The 19,019-nt window shown below is 70.6% G+C and carries 13 protein-coding genes and 3 pseudogenes; 9 read left to right on the forward strand and 7 right to left on the reverse strand.

The features are described 5' to 3' along the window. Positions 1-95: 95 nt before the first annotated feature. Positions 96-944, forward strand: a pseudogene (locus AB0M03_RS35445) (glycoside hydrolase family 15 protein); the annotation flags it as partial. A 55-nt stretch (positions 945-999) separates the two neighbouring features. Here the strand turns inward: AB0M03_RS35445 and AB0M03_RS35450 are convergent. Then, entirely contained in the window at positions 1,000-2,916 is a 1,917-nt protein-coding gene (locus tag AB0M03_RS35450; RefSeq protein WP_363499694.1) for a glycoside hydrolase family 6 protein, read from the reverse strand. A gap of 360 nt (positions 2,917-3,276) precedes the next feature. Here AB0M03_RS35450 and AB0M03_RS35455 point away from each other — a divergent pair, with 360 nt between their 5' ends. The 3 genes from AB0M03_RS35455 to AB0M03_RS35465 all read left to right on the forward strand — a co-directional run bounded on the left by AB0M03_RS35455 (position 3,277) and on the right by AB0M03_RS35465 (position 5,719). Further along, entirely contained in the window at positions 3,277-3,951 is a 675-nt protein-coding gene (locus tag AB0M03_RS35455) for a crosslink repair DNA glycosylase YcaQ family protein (RefSeq protein ID WP_363499660.1), read from the forward strand. A 136-nt stretch (positions 3,952-4,087) separates the two neighbouring features. Further along, the gene (locus AB0M03_RS35460) at positions 4,088-4,516 is read left to right on the forward strand and encodes a hypothetical protein (RefSeq protein ID WP_363499662.1); all 429 of its coding nucleotides are present in this window, start codon (positions 4,088-4,090) and stop codon (positions 4,514-4,516) included. Between the two features lie 807 nt (positions 4,517-5,323). Then, positions 5,324-5,719 carry a DUF4234 domain-containing protein gene (locus AB0M03_RS35465; protein WP_363499664.1) on the forward strand — a complete coding sequence of 132 codons (396 nt, stop codon included), beginning with the start codon at positions 5,324-5,326 and terminating at the stop codon, positions 5,717-5,719. Between the two features lie 169 nt (positions 5,720-5,888). On the opposite strand, the gene AB0M03_RS35470 is transcribed toward AB0M03_RS35465, so the two are convergent. Both AB0M03_RS35470 and AB0M03_RS35475 read right to left on the reverse strand, forming a co-directional pair. Next, positions 5,889-6,296: a GNAT family N-acetyltransferase gene (locus AB0M03_RS35470; RefSeq protein ID WP_363499666.1), complete on the reverse strand. Its 408-nt coding sequence runs from the start codon at positions 6,294-6,296 to the stop codon at positions 5,889-5,891. 23 nt (positions 6,297-6,319) lie between these two features. Beyond that, positions 6,320-6,532: a hypothetical protein gene (locus AB0M03_RS35475; protein ID WP_363499668.1), complete on the reverse strand. Its 213-nt coding sequence runs from the start codon at positions 6,530-6,532 to the stop codon at positions 6,320-6,322. 691 nt (positions 6,533-7,223) lie between these two features. On the opposite strand from AB0M03_RS35475, the gene AB0M03_RS35480 reads away from it, so the two are divergent. From AB0M03_RS35480 to AB0M03_RS35495, 4 genes are all read left to right on the forward strand, one after another. Then, positions 7,224-8,249 carry a hypothetical protein gene (locus tag AB0M03_RS35480; protein ID WP_363499670.1) on the forward strand — a complete coding sequence of 342 codons (1,026 nt, stop codon included), beginning with the start codon at positions 7,224-7,226 and terminating at the stop codon, positions 8,247-8,249. Between the two features lie 94 nt (positions 8,250-8,343). Further along, positions 8,344-9,426 carry a trypsin-like peptidase domain-containing protein gene (locus AB0M03_RS35485; protein WP_363499672.1) on the forward strand — a complete coding sequence of 361 codons (1,083 nt, stop codon included), beginning with the start codon at positions 8,344-8,346 and terminating at the stop codon, positions 9,424-9,426. Between the two features lie 38 nt (positions 9,427-9,464). Further along, positions 9,465-11,315 carry a trypsin-like peptidase domain-containing protein gene (locus AB0M03_RS35490; RefSeq protein ID WP_363499673.1) on the forward strand — a complete coding sequence of 617 codons (1,851 nt, stop codon included), beginning with the start codon at positions 9,465-9,467 and terminating at the stop codon, positions 11,313-11,315. A 182-nt stretch (positions 11,316-11,497) separates the two neighbouring features. Further along, on the forward strand, positions 11,498-14,575 hold the full coding sequence (locus AB0M03_RS35495) for an ATP-binding protein (protein ID WP_363499675.1): 3,078 nt from the start codon (positions 11,498-11,500) through the stop codon (positions 14,573-14,575). 182 nt (positions 14,576-14,757) lie between these two features. On the opposite strand, the pseudogene AB0M03_RS35500 reads toward AB0M03_RS35495, so the two are convergent. Further along, positions 14,758-15,216 (reverse strand): annotated as a pseudogene (locus AB0M03_RS35500) (IS5 family transposase); the annotation flags it as partial. A gap of 252 nt (positions 15,217-15,468) precedes the next feature. Here AB0M03_RS35500 and AB0M03_RS35505 point away from each other — a divergent pair. Continuing rightward, positions 15,469-16,671, forward strand: coding sequence for an IS110 family transposase (locus AB0M03_RS35505; RefSeq protein ID WP_363499677.1), 1,203 nt, complete (start codon positions 15,469-15,471; stop codon positions 16,669-16,671). Positions 16,672-16,687: 16 nt separating this feature from the next. Here the strand turns inward: AB0M03_RS35505 and AB0M03_RS35510 are convergent. The 3 genes and pseudogenes from AB0M03_RS35510 to AB0M03_RS35520 form a co-directional block, all read right to left on the reverse strand. Beyond that, a pseudogene (locus tag AB0M03_RS35510) lies at positions 16,688-17,038 on the reverse strand (transposase); the annotation flags it as partial. A gap of 435 nt (positions 17,039-17,473) precedes the next feature. After that, complete coding sequence (locus tag AB0M03_RS35515) at positions 17,474-17,731, reverse strand: hypothetical protein (RefSeq protein ID WP_363499679.1); 258 nt, start codon at positions 17,729-17,731, stop codon at positions 17,474-17,476. After that, positions 17,721-17,954 (reverse strand): hypothetical protein, encoded by a 234-nt coding sequence (locus tag AB0M03_RS35520; protein ID WP_363499681.1) that lies wholly within the window; start codon positions 17,952-17,954, stop codon positions 17,721-17,723. The genes AB0M03_RS35515 and AB0M03_RS35520 overlap by 11 nt, the downstream gene beginning before the upstream one ends. Positions 17,955-19,019: the final 1,065 nt, after the last annotated feature.

A 19,019-nucleotide genomic window follows, 5' to 3' on the forward strand; every position in this document is an offset into this window, starting at 1 on the left:
ACCGCAGCGATCTGGCACAACCACAAGACCGGCCAGCCAACACTGCGGTCACTCACCGCCTACGACCACTGACCTTGGAATCAACCATCTAGGCCGTGTACGGCGTCGCCGGTGAGCGCGGACTGCCCGAGACCCAGGCCGACTGGCTGCCCGGCTACCTCGGGTCCACCCCGGTCCGGTTCGGCAACGCCGCCGTCCGCCAGCTCCAACTCGACGTCTAGGGCGAGGGGTGGACACCATGCACCTCGCCCTGCTGGCCGGCATCCGATGGAACGGCAGGTCTGGAGCCTGCTGCGCACCCTGATGGGCTTCCTGGAGAAGCACTGGTCCGAACCCGACGAGGGCCTGTGGGAGGTCCGCGGGGTGCGCCGGCACTTCGTGCACTCCAAGGTGATGTCCTGGGTGGCCGCCGACCGGGCCGTGAAGATGGCCGAACTCACCGGCCTCCCCGCCCCCTGGACCACTGGCGGGCGATGCGCGACCAGGTCCACGCGGACGTCTGCGAGCACGGCTACGACCGCCGCCGGGGCGTCTTCGTGCAGAGCTACGGCAGCCGCGAGCTGGACGCCGCCACCCTGTTCATCGCCAAGACCGGCTTCCTGCCCGCCGACGACCCGAGGGTGGCCCGCACCGTCGAGGCGGTGCGCACCGGGCTGGACCACGGCGGCTTCGTCCGCCGCTACGACACCACAGCGGGCACCGACGGCCTGGACGGACCCGAAGGCGCCTTCCTGGCCTGCTCGTTCTGGCTCTCCGACGCGCTCGCCGCGCTCGGCCGCCGGGACGAGGCCCGCGAGCTGTTCACCCAGGTGGTCGCGCTCGGCAACGACCTCGGGCTGCTCAGCGAGTAGTGGGACCCGGTCGAGCGGCGGCAGTTGGGCAACATCCCGCAGGTCTTCACCCATGTCGCCCTGGTCAACTCGGCTTTCCTGCTCTCCGGTTGAACGTGCGGCTGCCCGCACCCGGGGACCCGGGCGCGGGCAGCCTGCGTGCAGTGGATCAGCTGGCGGTGCAGGTCAGCGTCGGGACGCCGTTGGCACCCGAGTAGCCGGCCTGGAAGCCGAAGCCGGCCGAGCCGCCGGCTCCGAGGGCACCGTTGTAGCCCTGGTTGACCACGCTCACGGACTGGCCGCTCTGCGTCTGGACGCCGTTCCAGAGGTTGGTGATCTGCTGGTTGCCCGGGAAGGTCCAGGTCACCTTCCACCCGGTGGTGGCGGTGGTGCCGGTGTTGGTGACCGTAACGTCCGCGGTGAAGCCGGAGCCCCAGTCATTGCTGACCTTGTACGTCGCGCTGCAGCCGGAGCCGCCGCCGCTGCTGGGGGAGGTGGTGACCACCAGCGCGGCGGAGGCCGCCGAGACGTTGCCCGCCGCGTCCTTGGCCCGGACCGTGTAGCTGTACGCGGTCGAAGCGGTCAGACCGGTGTTGGTGAACGAGGTGCCGGCGGTGGAGCCGACCAGGATGCCGTTGCGGTACACGTCGTACCCGGTCACCCCGACGTTGTCCGTCGAGGCGGTCCAGGTCAGCGCGACACTGCTGGACGTCGCGGTACCGGCCAGGCCGGTCGGCACCGACGGCGCGGTGGTGTCGGGGGTACCGCTGCCCAGCGCCGGGTAGGCGTTCTTCAGCAGCTCCTGGAACTGCGCGGAGAACCACTGGCCCGCCAGCGGGGCGCCCGGCAGGGCGCCCGACATGTTGTTGTTGTTGCGCGGGTTGCCGGTGTACGTCGGGTCGCACATCCGGTCCCAGCCCTTGCCCTCGTCGTTGGAGACGGGCGCGCTGTTGCCGTCCGACTCGCCCGGGGGCTTCACCCAGACGTAGGCGTCGATGCCCGCCTCGGGGGCGGCGGTGGGACGCTCGCCGAGGCCCGCACCGGCCTGGTTGCACCAGTTGCCGGTCTGGAAGCGGCGGTCGATCCGGCCGCCGTCCACGTACCCGTCGACGGTGGTCTTCGGGCCCGGGCCGGTCGGGCGGTTGGCGCCGCCCCAGCCGTTCCGCGAAGTGTCGATCAGCATACCGATGTTGGCGTCGAAGCCCTTGGCCACGGCCTTGTCGCGGAAGGCCTTGGCGTAGCTCGACTCGTCGACGTAGCGGTTCCAGTCCACCCACTTGCTCTGGCGGACCGAGGTGCCGTTCACCGTGTCGTCGATGGTGAAGTAGGGTTCCTTCAGCGCACCGTAGTTGGCGGTGTTGACCACGAAGCCCTGCACGTTGGCCACGGTCGAGCCGGAGGCGTTGGCGGCCGCGTAGAGCTGGTCGATCGCCGGGCCGAGGTTGGAGTCCCAGCCGAGCCAGCCGTGGTGGCCGGCGTCGATGTAGTTGTAGACGTTCGGGATGGCGCCCAGCTTGGCCAGCGCGTAGCCCACGCCGGTCACGTAGTTGCCGTTGGCCTTCATCGTCTCGCAGGCGGGGGTGGTGGTGGCGGTGCCGCCCGCATTGGTGACCAGGTTCGGCAGCGAGTCGAGCTCGATCGTGGTGGCGATCCGCAGGCTCGCGTACTTCGGGTCGGCGAGGATCGCGGCGATCGGGTCGATGAACTCGGCCTTGTAGCGGTCGATCTCGGTGGGGCCGAGCTCGCCGTTGGAGGACAGCGCGGCGCAGTCGCGACCCGGCAGGTCGTAGATCACGACCTGGAACACGGTGGGCTTGCCGGAGGCCTGGGCCTGGGCGAGAGCCCCGTCCAGGTGGCTGCGCAGACCCCGCTTGCCGGTCGTGCCGGTGATCGCGGCGATCCGGTCCAGCCAGACGTACGTGGGCTGGTTGGAGATCGCGCTGCCGCCCGGCTCGGCGGCAGCGAGGGCGGACCAGTCGGGGTTCACGTAGACCCCGGCGCCCGCATAGGGGTTGTCGACACGGGTGGCCGCATGGGCTGACTGCGCCGTGGCGATCGGCAGCACGGCCGTGGCACTGAGCACCACGGCGGCCGCGGCCGTCTTGAGACGGCTGACGAGAAGGGCCGACACTTGGGGGGATCCTTTCGGGTGGGGGACGGATCCGGCGGGGAGCGGGTTGTGGGAGCGCTCCCATTTGCTTGACCCCGGAGCCCTAACTCGGCCTGGGGTCATGGGATATGAAGCCACGGGCCCGGATTCGCGTCAAGGACTTGGACCGGATTCGGTGGGAGCGCTCCCGACCTCTTTCCGAGCGACCTGCCGCCGTGACAGAGTTCCCCCGCGGCGGGCGCATCCGCCCTGCCGACGCGTCGCGCGCGGCCTTCCGGGCCCGGCACCTGCAAGGCTGACGTCCGACACGCCCGCCGACCGAGGAGCCCGAGTTCCGTGACCGCCGCCACCCGCCCGCGGATCGACGACGAGCAGCGCCGCGCCCGGCTCGGCGTACGCCACCTGCTCACCGCCGGGCACCGGGCCGCCTCCGCCGAACAGGCCGTCGACGCCGTCGTCGCCGCGCACGCCACCGCCCCCGCGACCGTCTTCCTCACCGTCGCCGCCCGACTGGCCGAACCGGCCGTCGCCCCCACCGAACACGCCCTCTACCAGGACCGCTCGCTGGTCCGGATGCACGGCATGCGGCACACCCTGTTCGTCGTCGGCGAAGCGCTCGCGCCCACCGTCCACTCCTCCACCACGCTCAAGGCCGCCGACCGCGAACGCCAGGGCACGATCGCCGACTTCGCCGCCCGATGGGGAAGCCGCAGCGAGCGTGTCTTCAAGACCGCGGACACGCTCGGCCACGGAAAGCCGGCGGACGCGGCGGGCAGACTGGAACAGCTGGTGGGGATCGGGTGGGCGGAGCGAGGGCTGACGATCAAGTGCACCGCGTGTGGGATCAGCAGCTTCCTGCCGCTCTCCACCGTCCCCGAGCGCGGCGCGGCCACGCACGCGAGACCACGCGGGTCGTCGTCCCCACCGACACGGCAGCCAACAACCCCCGCCCCACGGAGCTGCTGCCAGACGTCCACGCAGGTATCAACGCCGAGCGGACTGCCCAGTTAAGGCACCCGGCGCCATCACACTCTGAAGTCGTCAGTGTACTAAAAGTTGCGACATGCAGAGTGCCGGTCGAGCCTGGCAGAGCGGACGCCGACCATCGGCATCCCTCAACACCCCATAGCCAGAAAGAAATTGCATTATGCGATTCAGCTCTGTTCTTCGCGCTGCCGGCGTCGCCTCCGTCATCGCTGTCCAAGCCTTCGTCGCGGCGCCCAGCTGGGCGGAGACCCCGGTTCCGACCCCGTCCTCGCTCTCGATCTCCGGTGCGCAGATCTCCGCTGTCGACCCCACCGAGCTCGATGTCGACCTCACGGTCACCTGCACCGTCGGGGAGCAGCACTCCGTCTTCGTCACTGCGCGGCAGGACGGTTCGGCCGCGATCCCCGTGTGGGGCTGGGCGGCCACGGACGTGACCTGCACCGGCGTGCCGCAGACGGTGACCGCCCAGCTGACCGCCGAACCGACGGGCCCGGTCGCCGCCACATGGCAGGCAGGACCGGTCGACGTGTTCGCGGTACTCGCAGGCAGTCCCGCCGCCCGGGCGCAGGCACAGATCACTCTCGTCTGACGCCTGCCTCCCGCGGCCGCTCCCACTGAAGAGTGGGAACGCGGCCGCGGGATCCGCACGCCGCGAGCCGAAGCGGGGTCGGTGTCCCACCACCTGTTCAAGGAGCCCCGCGGCGTCCCCATCGGCAACTCCCCCAACACCCGGACCCGCGCCACGCTCCTGCGCGGGGCGTACGCGCGCTCGGCGAACGGGCCGAGCCGAACGCTGGTGCGGCCACCGGCACGTCACCCTCGGTCCGCCTTGGGTCCGCGCCCCGACGAGGGCCGTCCTCGCCCTCAACACCGCCTGGTGAGGGCTTCGTTGCGAAGACCTCGGGTCATGCAGGGGGCTGACGCGGGACACTCGAACGGCAGCGCTCTTACCTCGGCCAGGTCACCGTTAGCTGCCATGAGGCGTGTGAACCCGTCCCACATGTCCGGCGACGAGTTGAATCCGTGCACGAAGACAACACCCAGCACTCGTCACCCCTGTCCGCGACCGATGGCACTGCCAGGCTACTGATCAGGACCTGGGGCCTGACGAGTCGCCATTTCCGCAGCAGGTAGCGTTCAGCCTTACGGGCGCACCCCCGGCCCGGGCGCGGGTGCGGGGCACGGCGGGTCAGGGGCACAGCTTGGGCCAGCTCCAGCCGGGGCGACCGGAATCCAGCTCGCAAGACGGCGGGGCCTTGCTCATGAAGGTGAGAGGTGATGCCTCGCCGGAGCGGCCTACGGCACCGGCGCCCAACCGGCAGCCCGGACTGACGAATCGGAACCTGGCACACATACTTGGAAGAACCGGGGGCGGTCCGATACCGGGAGGTCCACCATGGCCAGGCAGATCGGAAAGAACCGGAACATCTTCCTCGTCTGGCTCGTCTGGCCCTTGCTGACGCTGGGGGTCTACCACTTCGTCTGGTGGTACAAGATCAACCGCGAGGTGGGCGACTTCGACGATCAGATCGACGTCAATCCGACGATGTCGGTGATCGCGATCCTGTTCGGCTGGATCATCATCGTCCCGCCGTTCGTCTCGATTTACAACACCGGCCAGCGCATCGCAACCATGCAGCGCGACACCGATCTCACCCCCACATGCAATCCGTGGCTGGGGCTGCTGCTGAGCTTCTTCTTCGGACTGCACGCGCTCTACTACCAGAGCGAGCTGAATGCGTTCTGGGATCGCAGCCGGGGCTTCGCTGGCAAGACCGCCTACGCGAGGTAAGGCCGTGGCAGCGGGCGGCCCAGGACGGGCGGCAGGGGTGCAGCGGGTACGGGTCCGGGGCCGGCGGCGGCCACCAGGCGGACCAGGGGCGGGCAGAGGGTGCCGCCCCGTGCCTCCTCCGGACGGGAGGGGGGAGCGGGGCGCGAGGCGGCGGCCCGGGCACGGCGGGTCAGCCGGGCAGCAGGCCGGTCAGGACGGGGCTGCCGTAGACGGTGCGCAGCGACACCTCGGGGGCCAGGGGCTTGACGGTGTGCCACCAGCGCCGGTTACTGCGGACGTGGTGTCCCCACGGGGCCAGGTCGAGGGCGAGCCTGCGGGCGCTGGTGTAGCCCAGGCGCTGGTAGAAGCGGGTGAGGTGGCGGTCGTGGCCCAGGACGAGCGCGCCGTACCCGGCCTGGCACATGTCGTGTTCGGTCTGGTGGAGCAGGGCGCGGGCGATGCCCCGGTTGCGGTGATCAGGGGCGACGGCGAGTTCGCCGACGTAGTTGATGCGCCGCAGGATGGGCCTGCGCAGGAGGTCGGGGATCTCGGTGCCGGTGACCATCCAGCCGGTGGGGCCGCACCGGGCCACGCCCACGGGCCGGCCGTTGTCCTCGGCGATCAGGATGTGGTTGAAGCGTGCGACAGCGGGCCGGCGGGAAACCGGTGGGCGACCAGGGCACGGAGCTTGTCGAGCACGACCGACACGTCACCGGCGGGCCGGTTCAGATCCACCAGCGAAACCAGATCAGCCACCACATCCGCATCACCAGCGCGGGCGCGCCGGACACGGACAGAAGCAGGCAAAGGCAGGGACAGGACGGTGATGGGCATGGATGTCCTCACAACAGTGGGCGGTGTGTACGGGAACGCCCCCAGGCCCGGACAAGACGACACGAGCACAGGCACGGCACGACAGGCCCCGCAGTAGGGGCGGTACCGAACAAGGGGAGCGGCGGGGACCGTAACCACACCCCGCCGCCAAACAAGACCCCCCAACCGAAGCCGCCCCGGCCGACACCGAACACCAAACGCGGAACCGGCGCAGAACAGGACCAACGCAGGAACACCCGGCATGGGCAGGCGGCAGGCCCCGGCGGCAGACAAGCCCAATGCGGGGTCAGCCGGCATGCAAGGCGGTGCCGTCGAAACGGGCGCCGGGCGGTACACAGGTGCGGGCGAGAAGGCCGCCCACGACCGGCCCGGGCATTCCGGGGCGGTGATGAGAGTGGCGTGTGGGTCCCTCGACTTCGCGGAGACCCTCGTCTCCAGAACGCGGACGACGCCGCCCGCGCATTCGACGATACGGACCGCGACACAGCCGGATGCCTCGTCCCACGCATGTGGGGCGTCGACGGATACCTAACTACTCAGAGTGACGACAAAGTCGCACAATACCCCCATTTGGACCATACTGGGCAGGGAGCCCATCATGTCGGCACGCTCACGCGTCGAGCCGGGCTGCCCATCCGCCATCGGAGCGGCCGGGGGGGAATCTTTCGAATACGATGCGAAAGGACGCGTCATGGAACTCGAATCCCTCCCGGATGACGTCGTCGCGGCGATCGAAGTGCGGGATCGCTGGAGGCGCGCATCGGCCGCCGGCGGCCTGGAGTTCCTGATCAGCGATATCGCGAGGTGGACCCCCGGTTCGACGGTGCGGGTCGCATTCCTCGACGGGGACGACCAGCTGCACGCGGACATCGTGGGAGCGACGGCCCAGATCACCGACGCCTGCAACCTGAAACTCGACTTCGGCTACGACGAGGCGGCAGGAACGTTCCGGCGATGGACCACTGCCGACACTGCCTTCGCCGCCGAGATCCGGGTCAGCTTCGACCAGAAGGGCTATTTCTCCCTGGTCGGCACCGACAGCACGGACCGCACCATCGCTGCGGAAGGCGGCCCTGTCGGGGGCAATCCCGGCCAGCGCAGCCTGAACCTCGGGCAGTACGCGGTGAACAGGCCCGCCCAGTGGGAGGGCACCGTGCGTCACGAGTTCCTGCATGCACTGGGATTCCACCACTCCCACCAGAACATGCGCGGCACCTGCGAGAGCCAGTTCCGTTGGGACGACGATGCCGGTTACCACCTCACGCAGGACGAGAGGGGCGTCTTCGTGCCGGACGCCCAGGGTCGGCGCCCCGGCATCTACACGTACCTCGCGGGTGAGCCGAACCGGTGGTCGCGTGCGAAGGTGGATCACAACCTCCGCACCGTGGAGGATCCTGAGGTCGTCGCCGGGCCCTTCGACGCGCGATCCGTGATGCTGTATCGGTTCCCGGAGTTCTTCTACAAGTCCGCCCCCAGCAGTTGTGCGCCGACCGGTAACGGGCAGGATCTGTCGGACGGCGACAAGCGCGGGCTCAACCTGCTGTACCCGCACACCGCGGACGAGCTGGCGGATCGCCAGGCTCGGGCCGACGCGGTCCTGCGATCGTTCGAGGCCGGTACGGAGGGGCTTCCCGGTACGGGCGACGGCAGCCTGGTCGAGGCGTACCGCAGCCGGGTCGAGGCGCTGGCCACCGCACAGGCCGCGGGCGTCGGCTGAGCCGGGCGGGGACACCATGTCTGCCGGCGCCGCCTACGAGCGGCTCCTCAGCGGATCGTCGAACGGAGGACTCGAGCATGCCGGCGGGGGCGGCATGCCGGGTCCTCCGGACCCCGAGCGCCTGATCACGCAACTGTCCGACGAGATCGGCTGGCTCGAAGCGCGCCTCGGGGAGCGGGCAGACCCGGTGGCGATGGAGCAGCTTGTGCGCGGCGCCGAGCACGCGCTGCACGAGGTCGTCGACCGCGGCGCCGGCGCCCGGCTCGGCCTGCGGGACATGGCGAGCCTGGAGGCTGTCGTCCACAGCGACGGGTCCCGCCCGGTGCTGTTCGTCGAGGACGACTTCTTCGACACCACGGCGCCGGCAGCGGCGGACTGGGCGGCGTCCCTGTCACGGATCCAGGCCGAGCTCCGTATCGTCTGCCAGGCAGTCGGCCGGGTGAACGACCCCAACGCGCTCCTCGGCTACCAGGGCACGGCGTGGGCGATCGGCGACGGCGTCGTCGTGACGAACTACCACGTCCTGACGGCTATCTCCACGAACCCGTCCCGCACCGACGACGAGTTCACCGGGGCGCTCAAGCCCGGTGTCACGGTCGACTTCGGTGCGGAGATCGGCGGCGGGCCGCCGGACCGCACCTTCCCGATCAGCCGTGTGCTGGGGGTGGGCCCTGCGGGGGCGCCCGAACACGATCACCCCACCATCCGAGGGGTCAACTTCGACGGCCTCGACCTGGCGGTGCTCGAACTCGACCGCGCGGGGGAACGGCAGTTCCCCATCCCGGTCCAGGTGGCCAGGGGTGACGACCCGGCAACGCGCGGAGGGCTCGCCTCCCGTGGGCGCATCGTCTACGTTGTCGGCTTTCCCGGCAACGCGGGGTCGACGACGCCGGACGTCTTCGCCGAGCTGTTCGCCGGGGTCAAGGGCGTGAAGCGCCTCACGCCCGGAGTGCTCACCGAGGGTCGGGGCGAGATGGCCGACGACGCCCGGCGCTGGATCATCGGCCATGACGCCAGCACGCTCGGCGGCAGCTCCGGGTCACTCGTCGTCGACCTGGAGGCCGAGGGACGGAAGGTGCTCGGGCTGCACTTCGCCGGGGTGCCCGACCGGGTGAACTGGGCCCACGGCCTGGAAGGGGCGACACCCCAACTGGCCGCCGTGCTACCGGGTTGGTGATCCCCGTGACGGAGTCCTGGGCCCCCGACATCCGCAGGATGGCGGAGTCCGTCAAGCCCGATATCCCGCGCATCCGGGCCGTCCTGGACCAGCTAGGCATCCGCAACGTTGACTACGAGGATCCCGCCGACTACGTGCCGAGTGCGTTCACCAACGCGCTGGGGCGGGGAAAGCTCCTCGCCTTCCAGGCCGCGCTGGCCAAGGCGGACCTGATCACCGACGGGCCGGTCGACATCGGCCGGAACCTGTTCGATCGCCTCGTCTCGCTGCACCGCTTCGTCTCGTCTGCCTACATGCCCGTCGATGCCCGCGTGGCTGCGCGGCGCCTCCTCAACGCCTCCGACCTCGTGTGCCGGATCGACGTCGACGAGAGACACGGAACCGGCCTCCTCATCACCCCGAACCTGGTCGCGACCGCCGCCCACGTGGTGTCCGACCTCGTCGACGAGACGGGCCCGGGGCCTGCCTCACAACGCGCCGGCTCGACGAGCCGCATCCACGTGGTTTTTGGGGACATGACGGACCTGCTCGACGGCGAGGCCCAGCCCACACGGCTGACGCCGACGACGGCACCGCTCGCCGCTGAGTGGCTCGCGTCCTACAGCCCCCCTGCCGCCGAGGAGATCGCCGACAGCGGCTTTGTCTTCGACAGCATCGTCGGCATCGATGCGGAGGGGCCCTGGGACCTCGCCATCCTGAGACTGGCCGAGGCGCGCCCGTGCCCCCCGATGCCCCCGTGCGAGCCCATTCCTCGACGCCCGTTCCAGATCCACGTGCTGCACCACCCCGGTGACGGCGTCGGCCGGGTCCTCCCGCTGCTGTGGTCGGTCGGGACGGTCGACAAGCGCCTCGGGGATCCGCTCGTACGGCTCCTGCACTCCGCGAACACGTCCCCTGGATCTTCGGGTGCACCGGTCTTCGACGTGGACTTCCGCGTCGTCGGTCTCCATCAGGCGGGACCCCAACAAGGGCAGGCCGAGGGCGGCGCGGCCTACAACCGTGCCATCCCCAGGACGTCCTGGTCATCACAGCTGGCGTGGCTGGACCTCCGCGGGACCGGGCCGCTCGTGCCGCAGGTCGAGAAACTCAACCGGCAGGGCGCCCCAGTGACCCGCGCCGTCATCGGCCGGCTCGAGACGATGGAGCGGATCTGGCGGAGCCGGTCTCCCGGTGCCACTCCGCCGGAACGCCTCATCGCGGTCGTCGGGGAGCCGGGACTCGGTCTCCGGTTCACGAAGCACCTCGTCCATGCCGTCGTCACACGTTTCGGCGGGGCGTACGCGGCGATCGACGTCGCGAACTGCCAGAGCGACGACGCCGCGAGCTTCGCCGACAAGGTGGCGGGCGCCTTCGCCACCACGGCCGGCACGAGTTCGGCGACCGATGCGCCTCCGACGACCGGGCTCACCACCCGCCAACGCGAGGTGCGCAGCCGCACCGCACCCGCCCTGTCCGAAACCCTCGTGGAGATCGCGAGGGCGGACGGGGCGTGGCTCGTCCTCGAAGGCTTCGACAGCACGGTCGCACGCCCGTCGGCTGCAGTCGTGGACCTCGTGCGCCAGCTCGTCCTCGCACTGCGGCAGTCGCCCGGTGTCCGCCTCGTGCTGGCCGGGTGGCAGGAGACCCTCCCGAGCGTGTTCGAGGAGAGCATCGACTACCTCGGACCTCCGTCGGAGGAGGACATCGCGCGCACCCTCCAACCGCCAGGCGCATCACCGGAGGTCATCGCAGCTCTGGTGTCGATGGTGCAGAACGCCCTGGCCGCCGCCGGACAGTCGCTGAGCGTCGCGTGCCCCTACCCGATCGCGGAACGCGCGCGCTCCAAGGTGGCCCGCATGGTCGGTCCCCTGATCGACGCCATGGTGAAAGAACGCGGCAGTGCATCATGAACGGACCACCGGCAGGCGACATGGGACATCCGGAACGGCTTCCGGTCGATCCTCACCTGCAGACGCTCCGCGAGGCGTGGGCGGCGCGCCCAGCCTCAGAGGTCGCGGCATTCGCCCGAAGACTCGCCTGGGAGTCGGACCCGCACGTCGGACGGCCGGAGGGTGAGCCGCCGGACATCGAAATGATCCGCGAGATCGCGGCCGTGAGCGGCGCCGTGCGACCCGCGGACCTCGTCGGGCCGCAGGCCGGTGCGGACCGTCGTGCGGAGGTGCTCGGCGGGATCGCGGCCGAGTTCGACCGTGCCGTCGTCGACGGGCGGATGACGTGGACGATGCGCTCCACGCACCGGTCCAGCACGCTGGAGCAGCTGGCGTCCACCGAGACCGGGCTCGCCGGCGCGCTGCGGCGGGCCGAACACGTGGAGACGGATCCGGCCGGTCGCGTGCTGCGGCGGCTGCTCGCCGAGGGGTTCCGTGCTGACCCGGGCGCCACCCGCCTCCCAGGGCACGTCGTCGGTGGGGCCTCGACCGCCGACGTGGCGCAGGCGCTCCTATGGGCGGCTGACGTCAAAGACGTCGGCCCGATCCTCGCGCGCACCTCCGCGGCGGTCCATGTCGAGTCGGTCCTCAAGAGCTACGCGGGCCTGCTGGCGCACGGAGTCGTCGGGCGGGACCGCGAGCGCGACCTGCTGGAGGCATTCGTCGAAGCTCCGGCACCGGAACTCGGCCGAGGCGTGCCTGTTCTGACCCTGACCGGCATCGGGGGCACCGGGAAGTCGACGCTCCTCGGCGAGATCCTGAGGCCCCGGCTCGAGTCGTTGCTGACGGGAGCGCACGCGCTGGGAGGACACGCGCCCGCAGTGGTCGTGATCGACCTCGACCGGGTCGCGTTCCGCCCGGACGCCGAGGTCGAGCTGAGCTTCGACGTCACCCGTCAACTGGAGGTCGCCTGGCCTGAACTCGCCGCTGGTCTGGCTGAGGCGAGGGCGGCGGAGACGCGGTCCCGGTCTGAGCGCAGGGAGCTGGGCTTGGACGCCGGCCAGTACGTCGAGCGGTCGACCCGCAGCTCCTCCTCCCTCGAATGGATGGTGGGCGACCTGCTGAGGCACTCGAGGCGGGGCCACGCGCCGGTGCTGCTCGTCCTCGACACATTCGAGGAATGGCAGCGGGCACGGCCCTTCGCCGGCCCGCGGTCCACGTGGAACGATCCCGAGACCGTCATGGCGGAGTGGCTCGACAAGCTCCACCTGTCCATGGGGATCTCCGGTCTGCGCGTCGTCGTGTCGGGACGGGCGAAGTTCTCCCGCATCCCCGGTGAGAGTGTCGACCTCGTCGACCTGGATCCCGGTCCTGCCACAGAGCTCCTGCTCCGACTCGGCGTGGGGAGGGATGTCGCGCCCCGGCTCGCCGCCCAGGTCGGCGGCAACCCGCTCACGCTGCACGTCGCAGCGCGGTTCGCCGGCGGCCTCGGCCCGGAGGAGCGCGAGAGTTTCCTCGCCGCTGGTGCCACGGCTCGGGGGCTGGACGAAGAGCTGCGCCGCGTGGTGCTGTACGACCGGTTCCTCGAACACATCGGCGACGACCGGGTGCGGATGCTCGCCCACCCCGGCCTGGTCCTGCGGCGCGTCACGCCGGAGATCGTCATGGAGGTCCTGGCCGAGCCGTGCGGGTTCACCGGGATGACGATCGCCGAGGCGACCGGCCTCGTCGACCGGCTCGCCGACGAGGTCTGGCTGGTGCGGCGGGCGGCCGACGGCAGCCTGCAGCATCTGCCCGAGGTGCGGCGCTCGATGCTCGCCCTCATGTCCCGCGACCCTGCCGTACACGATCGGATCCGCGCCATCCATGAGCGCGCGGCTGCCTGGTACCACCCGCAGGGCGTCGACGTCACGGAACCGCCGACGACGGAGAACATTGAGGCCTACTACCACCGGCTGATGCTCGAAACGGAGCACCTGGCGCCGGCCGTTGACGAGTGGGACGCGCAGGGCCTGCCCCTGGCCCGGCGGGACTACCACATCCGGTTCGCACGCGAGCTCGGCGAGAGCGTGTCCGAACTGGCCCCAGCCGTCGAAGCCCGGCTCCGACTGCTGCGCGGCGACCGGCTGGAACCCGCACAGGCCGCACTGCTCCCCGACGGCCTCTGGGTGCACCACGTCGAGGTCGCCGGTTCGTCGTTCGTCGAACTCGGCGAGCCAGAGGCGGCCGTCGATCTCTTCCTCGACCGGCCGTGGCCGTCGGCGGCGGTACAACCGGGGTGGATCGCGCAGGCGTTCTGCAACAGCGCCCGCTGGAACGGCTTCGCGGAGCAGGCCCGTGCGTTGGACCTCCGCCCGTCCGGTCGCCACGAGTTCGTGAACCTCATCGTGTCGGACGACGGACCGGCACGGCAGCGGTTGCTCCACCCCGTGTCCCCCGGGGACGCCGATCAGGCCTCCGAGATGACCAGGACCTTCCTGACCGCCCTCGGACGGGTGGCGACCGGCCGCGCGCCGTCGGGGGTGAAGCGTCCGTCCCGACCTGACCTGAAGGCCCCGCCCTCCACGGGGTTTCCGGTCGACCAGTTGCGGCAGTACGCCGTGCACCTCCTGACCGGCGCAAGGCTGCCCTGGCGCGGGAGCATTCCGCTCTTCCCGGACGTCGCCGGCCTGCTCGTCCCGGACCCCGAGGTCATGAGGGCCTTCGGACTCCTCACGTTCAATCGCGGTTTCAACGACGTGGCGTGGGAGCTCGAGGAGCTCGCCGATCGGGCGCACGGGTCAGGCATCGGCGGTCGCAACGCCGTACGCTCGCACGACATCCTCGGCGGCCTCGCCGGGCGTGTCGCGAGGCGGAGTTTCGAGGCAGGAGCTCCCGATGCCCCGATCCTGCCCGGCGCCCTATCGGCCCTGCGTGGGGACAATCCCGAGCTTCGGCCGGCGATCCGAAAGGTGCTCCACGACGCGGCACCCGACGAGGAGTGGCTGAAGTCGCTCGGCGACGTCGCGACGGCGTTGCTGCCGATCCCGGTGGCCGATCTACGCCCCGACGCCCTGCCGCTCCTGAGCGATCCCAGCGCCCGGACTGCGTTCGTCACGCTCGTGGAGTACGTCGACCGTTCACGGGTCATGGGCAGCTTCCTGTCCAGCGCGAGGGAGCGGCACCCCAACCCGCAGTCCCTCGATGCCCTCATGCGTGCCTTCGACCGCTGGGACAGCACGCACCGGACCCTCTTGAAAGAGCTCTACAGGAGGCACAGCATGACGAACCCAGCCGAGTGAATCCCGCCCCTCCTCGGCCTCGGCCCGCACCCCGCGCAGGACTGGCACGACGCCAGCGCGAACGCAGGGAAAAGACAACGCGAGGGAAGACGGCGACGGGCCGATCAACGCCTCGGCACCCCGGCCAGCCACCGAACCGCGGAGCAACTGCCGACAGCAGGCGGGCGGCATAAGACCGTGTCCTACGTGGTGAGTCGGATCAGGCGTTTGTAGCAGCACAGGGCTGCGGCGAGCCGGAGGAGTGCCAGGTAGTTGTCGGGATCGCGTTCGTAGCGGGGGCTGAGTCGGCGGTAGCCGGTCATCCAGGAGATGGTCCGCTCGATGACCCACCGGCGGCGACCGAGGCGTTCGCTCGACTCGATGCCCTTGCGGGCGATCCGGACGCCGATCCGCTTGCCGCGCAGCCACTTTCGCAGATGGGGCACGCCGAACGCCTTGTCCGCGTGCAGGCGTCCGGGCTTGCGCCAGCGGTCCGGGTCCCGGGCCCGTCTCGCCAGATGGGCCTCCACGACGGGTTTCAGGGCCTTGCTGTCGTGGGTGTTCGCGGCGGTGACGTCGACGACCAGGGGCAGTCCGCCCGCGTCCGACAGGATGTGCATTTTGGAACCCGGCTTGCCCCGGTCCACGGGGCTCGGACCTGTGAGTCCGCCCGTTACCGTTTTCGCGGCCCCGCAATGGGGTTCCCGGTCTCCGGGCCCGCATGACTTGCTGCCCCAGTCGATCATGATCGAAAAGGTGCTGTCACCGGGCCCGGGAGGCATTGGCAGACCGCTGATTAGGGGCACGAGCGCCCGATCCCGCCCCGGGTGAGGCAGGCTCTTCGTAACGTGGATGCCGGCACGCTGGTGTCGCAGGTGAGGCCGGGAAGGACACGACCACGGTGGAGAGAGCGCGTGATCGACAGGGGTGACATCGACGTCTACCTGGGCCTGGACGTGGGCAAGGGCGAACACCACGCCACCGCTCTGACCCCGGTCGGCAAACGGGTCCTCGACAAGCGGCTGCCCAACACCGAGCCGAGACTGCGCGAGGTGTTGAGCAAGCTCCAGGCCAAGCACGGCACCGTGCTGGTGGTGGTCGACCAGCCTGCCTCGATCGGTGCCCTGCCGCTTGCGGTGGCCCGCGAGACGGGCTGCCGAGTTGCCTACCTGCCTGGCCTGACGATGCGAAGGATCGCCGACCTCTACGCCGGCGAGGCCAAGACCGATGCTCGGGACCCGGTGATCATCGCGGACGCCGCGCGGACGATGCCGCACACCCTGCGCGACGTGGCGCCGTCCGACGAGACGGTTGCCGAGCTGGAGATGATCGTCGGCTTCGACGACGATCTGGCCACCGAATCCACCAGGATCAAGAACCGCCTGCGCGGCCTGCTCACCCAGATCCACCCCTCGCTGGAGCGGGTCCTGGGCCCAAGACTGGACCACCCCGCCATCCTGACGCTGCTCGAACTCCACGGCTCCCCGGTCCAGTTGAGGAAGGCTGGGCGGCGCCGACTGGTGACCCTGCTGCGGCCCAAGGCCCCACGGCTGGCCGAGCGTCTGGTCGAGGACATCTTCGAAGCCCTCGACGAGCAGAGCGTCGTCGTGCCCGGCACCGACGCCGCCTCGCTGATCATCCCCAGCCTGGCCAGCTCGCTCAGCTCCGTGCTCGACCAACGCAAACTCCTCGCCGCCCGCATCGAGGAACTGCTGGAGGCCCACCCTCTTTCCCAGGTCCTGACCTCCATGCCCGGCATCGGGGTCAGGACCGGAGCCCGCATCCTCATCGACGTCGGCGACGCCAGCAGCTTCCCCACCGCCGGCCATCTGGCCGCCTATGCCGGACTGGCACCGGTGACCAGGAGCTCCGGCTCCTCCATACGCGGCGAGCATCCCTCCCGGCGCGGTAACAAGCAGCTCAAACGGGCCTTCTACCTCGCCGCGTTCGCCTCGCTGTCCCAGCCCGAATCACGCGCCTACTACGACAAGAAACGACGACAGGGCAAACACCACGTCGCCGCCCTCGTCTGCCTCGCCCGACGGCGCATCGACGTGCTCTTCGCCATGCTCCGGGACGGCACCTTCTACGAACCCCCAGCAGCCCTTATCGCTTGACGAAAACCATAGGGGCACCTTTTTCGGCCCGCACGTGGGCGGAGTCGAGGACGATGCGGGAGACGTCGAGCAGGCCGACGTCGTCGAGGCGCCGCAGGACCGCCTCGTGCAGCCGGCCCCACACCCCGGCCTTCGACCGGATGAGGAAGCGGCGGTGGGCGGTGGACTTGGAGATGCCGAAGCAGGGCGGCAGCGCACGCCATGCACACCCGCTGACCAGCACGTAAACGATCGCCGCGAACAGCGTCTCGTCAGGCGTGTTCTGCGTCCCACCGCCCTGCGGCCGCACCCGGTCCGGCGGGATCAGCGGCTTCGCGATCTCCCACAACCCGTCCGGCACAATCCAACTCCACGTACCCCGTCCCATGCATCAATCAACGATGCCCTCACCACATAGAACACGGTCTGAGTGGCGCTGTGCGTCACCACGTAGACGTGGGTAGGCCTCGCGATCATGCGCTGATCCCAGCCCGAGCCGGCCCGTACGGCGCGGCAGGGTCCGTCTGCGCGCACTCCCCCGTCAGCTCGGTGGCCGTCGCGATCAGACGTGCTCGACGTCGCCGTCTGGACGGCGTCTCGACCGGTGCACCCACCTGCTTCTACCCCCTGCTGTCTGCGGCTGGCCCACGCGGCCGGCCCGTTCATGAGTACCAGCAAGTCCAGGCCGCGGTCCGGCACTTGGCAGACATGATCGAGAACGCTCAGGGGCCGCTGTTCGGTGCCGGACGGTATGCGGCGCGGTGCGAGGGGGCCCACCCCGGCCGGTGGCCGTGCGAGACGGCGCAGTCGCCCTGCCCGCGGTTCAGGCCTCGATGTATACGGCGATCACGGTGGTCTTAAGGGCCGTGGCGAAGTAGATGATGCGCACGCCCTCCACCTCGTCCCGGTAGTCCCGCAGCGGGACGTCGCGGCGCAGCTCGCCGATGTCCGGGAGAAGGGAGACTGCGACGAGGGCGCGGTCGAGGCGATGGGTCTCGGCCCCGGTGAGCTTGGCGATCTGGCGGACGGCCGGGTCGTGGAAGACGATCCGGGCCCGGCGCGGGGCGTGGCTAGGCGGCACGGTGCTCAGTCTGCCCGCCGGCGAGCTCGGCGAGGTGCTGATCGCGCAGTTCCTCCCAGGGCACGCAGGTCTCCGGGTCGGGCAGGCCGTTGGCGGCGATGTCCTCGAGGACCTGGGCGAGTGCGTCGGCCTGGGTGCGTTCGGCCTGGGCCCAGGAGCGCAGGGCGTCGGCGGCGTGGTCGGCGACCGGCTCGCGGCCGTCGTCCGCAGGGGTGTGACTCATGGGGCAGCTCCTTCGGGCACCCGGTCGGGGCACCTCCGACAGCCCGGGCCGGTGGCGCCGTCCCGGGGCACACAGCGCGGCCGTGGCAACCAGCCGCGCGTCCCACGGTAGCGAACGCCGGCCGCACGCGGTGCAGGTTCCCCACCCCGGCCCATCCTGGCAGGCAGGGTCGACCGGTCAGCGCAGCAGACAGGCGCCGGGGTCGGAGAAGGCGACGGCAGGCACAGCGGCCGAGCGGCGGGGTCCGGGCGCGGGGGCGGGCTCACCCTCGGGCGGAGCCTGGAACAGCGCCGGGCAGACCGGCGCAGCCGGTCGGCGGGCACGCGGAACAGCGGCGGCGGGCCGCTCGCCCCGGGATCGGGCAGGCTGCTGAGAACGGTGTTCGTTCGTCACACCGCCCAGTGTCACCTGCCGGTGGCGGGAGCAAACGCGCGGGCGGCCCGCGGACAAGCGCACGGAAGGTTGTCAGGGCAGGCGGCCGGGGACGGGCGCTCCGGCTCGAGGTCCGCCAGCCGAAGTGCCTGCACTGCTGCTCTCCGCCCGGCCGGGAGCCAGAGAGAGCAGCAAAGCCGCACGGGCCAGTCGGCCACCGTGTACAGGCCGCGGCCGGTGTACTTGGCCCGCGAGGCCCTCCGACATCGTGCGCACCGCGTCGACGGCACCATTCGTCCATCGAGCCCGAGGCGCTCCGCCACGTCCCGGGCACGCAGGGACTTCTCGGCCTGCCGGAGAACACCGAGAACACTGTCCGCATCGGTCCGCCGCCGGCAACCCTTCGACGGCTCCTGCGCCTGGTCGACCGCGGCCGATGCCGCCTTCGCCTGGGCCGACTTCCTGGTCTGGATCGCCGTCTTCACAGCGGTCTTGACTGTCTTCGCCCGCGCCCGCCGTCTTGGCCGCCGACGACGTCCGCGTAGTCGGGCGCGTCGCGGAGCTGTACGTCGCCACCGCCGACGAGGCCGCGCTGCGGATCGACGTGAAGGTTCGACAGGATGGCGGCCGGCTCTCGCCGAACGGATCCCGGGCGCGGTCGATGGCTACAAGTGGTGGGGCCGTCGCGGACCG

Origin of the sequence: Kitasatospora sp. NPDC051914 (genome assembly GCF_040680995.1) — a bacterium.
Lineage (GTDB): Bacteria > Actinomycetota > Actinomycetes > Streptomycetales > Streptomycetaceae > Kitasatospora.

What these genes read in the sequence shown, in the direction of transcription:
- AB0M03_RS35460 (WP_363499662.1), top strand. Translation starts at nt 4,088, where the DNA reads ATGCGATTCAGCTCTGTTCTTCGCGCTGCCGGCGTCGCCTCCGTCATC.
- AB0M03_RS35465 (WP_363499664.1), top strand. Translation starts at nt 5,324, where the DNA reads ATGGCCAGGCAGATCGGAAAGAACCGGAACATCTTCCTCGTCTGGCTC.
- AB0M03_RS35475 (WP_363499668.1), bottom strand. Translation starts at nt 6,532, where the DNA reads ATGCCCATCACCGTCCTGTCCCTGCCTTTGCCTGCTTCTGTCCGTGTC.
- AB0M03_RS35480 (WP_363499670.1), top strand. Translation starts at nt 7,224, where the DNA reads ATGGAACTCGAATCCCTCCCGGATGACGTCGTCGCGGCGATCGAAGTG.
- AB0M03_RS35485 (WP_363499672.1), top strand. Translation starts at nt 8,344, where the DNA reads ATGCCGGGTCCTCCGGACCCCGAGCGCCTGATCACGCAACTGTCCGAC.
- AB0M03_RS35490 (WP_363499673.1), top strand. Translation starts at nt 9,465, where the DNA reads ATGGCGGAGTCCGTCAAGCCCGATATCCCGCGCATCCGGGCCGTCCTG.
- AB0M03_RS35495 (WP_363499675.1), top strand. Translation starts at nt 11,498, where the DNA reads ATGATCCGCGAGATCGCGGCCGTGAGCGGCGCCGTGCGACCCGCGGAC.
- AB0M03_RS35520 (WP_363499681.1), bottom strand. Translation starts at nt 17,954, where the DNA reads ATGAGTCACACCCCTGCGGACGACGGCCGCGAGCCGGTCGCCGACCAC.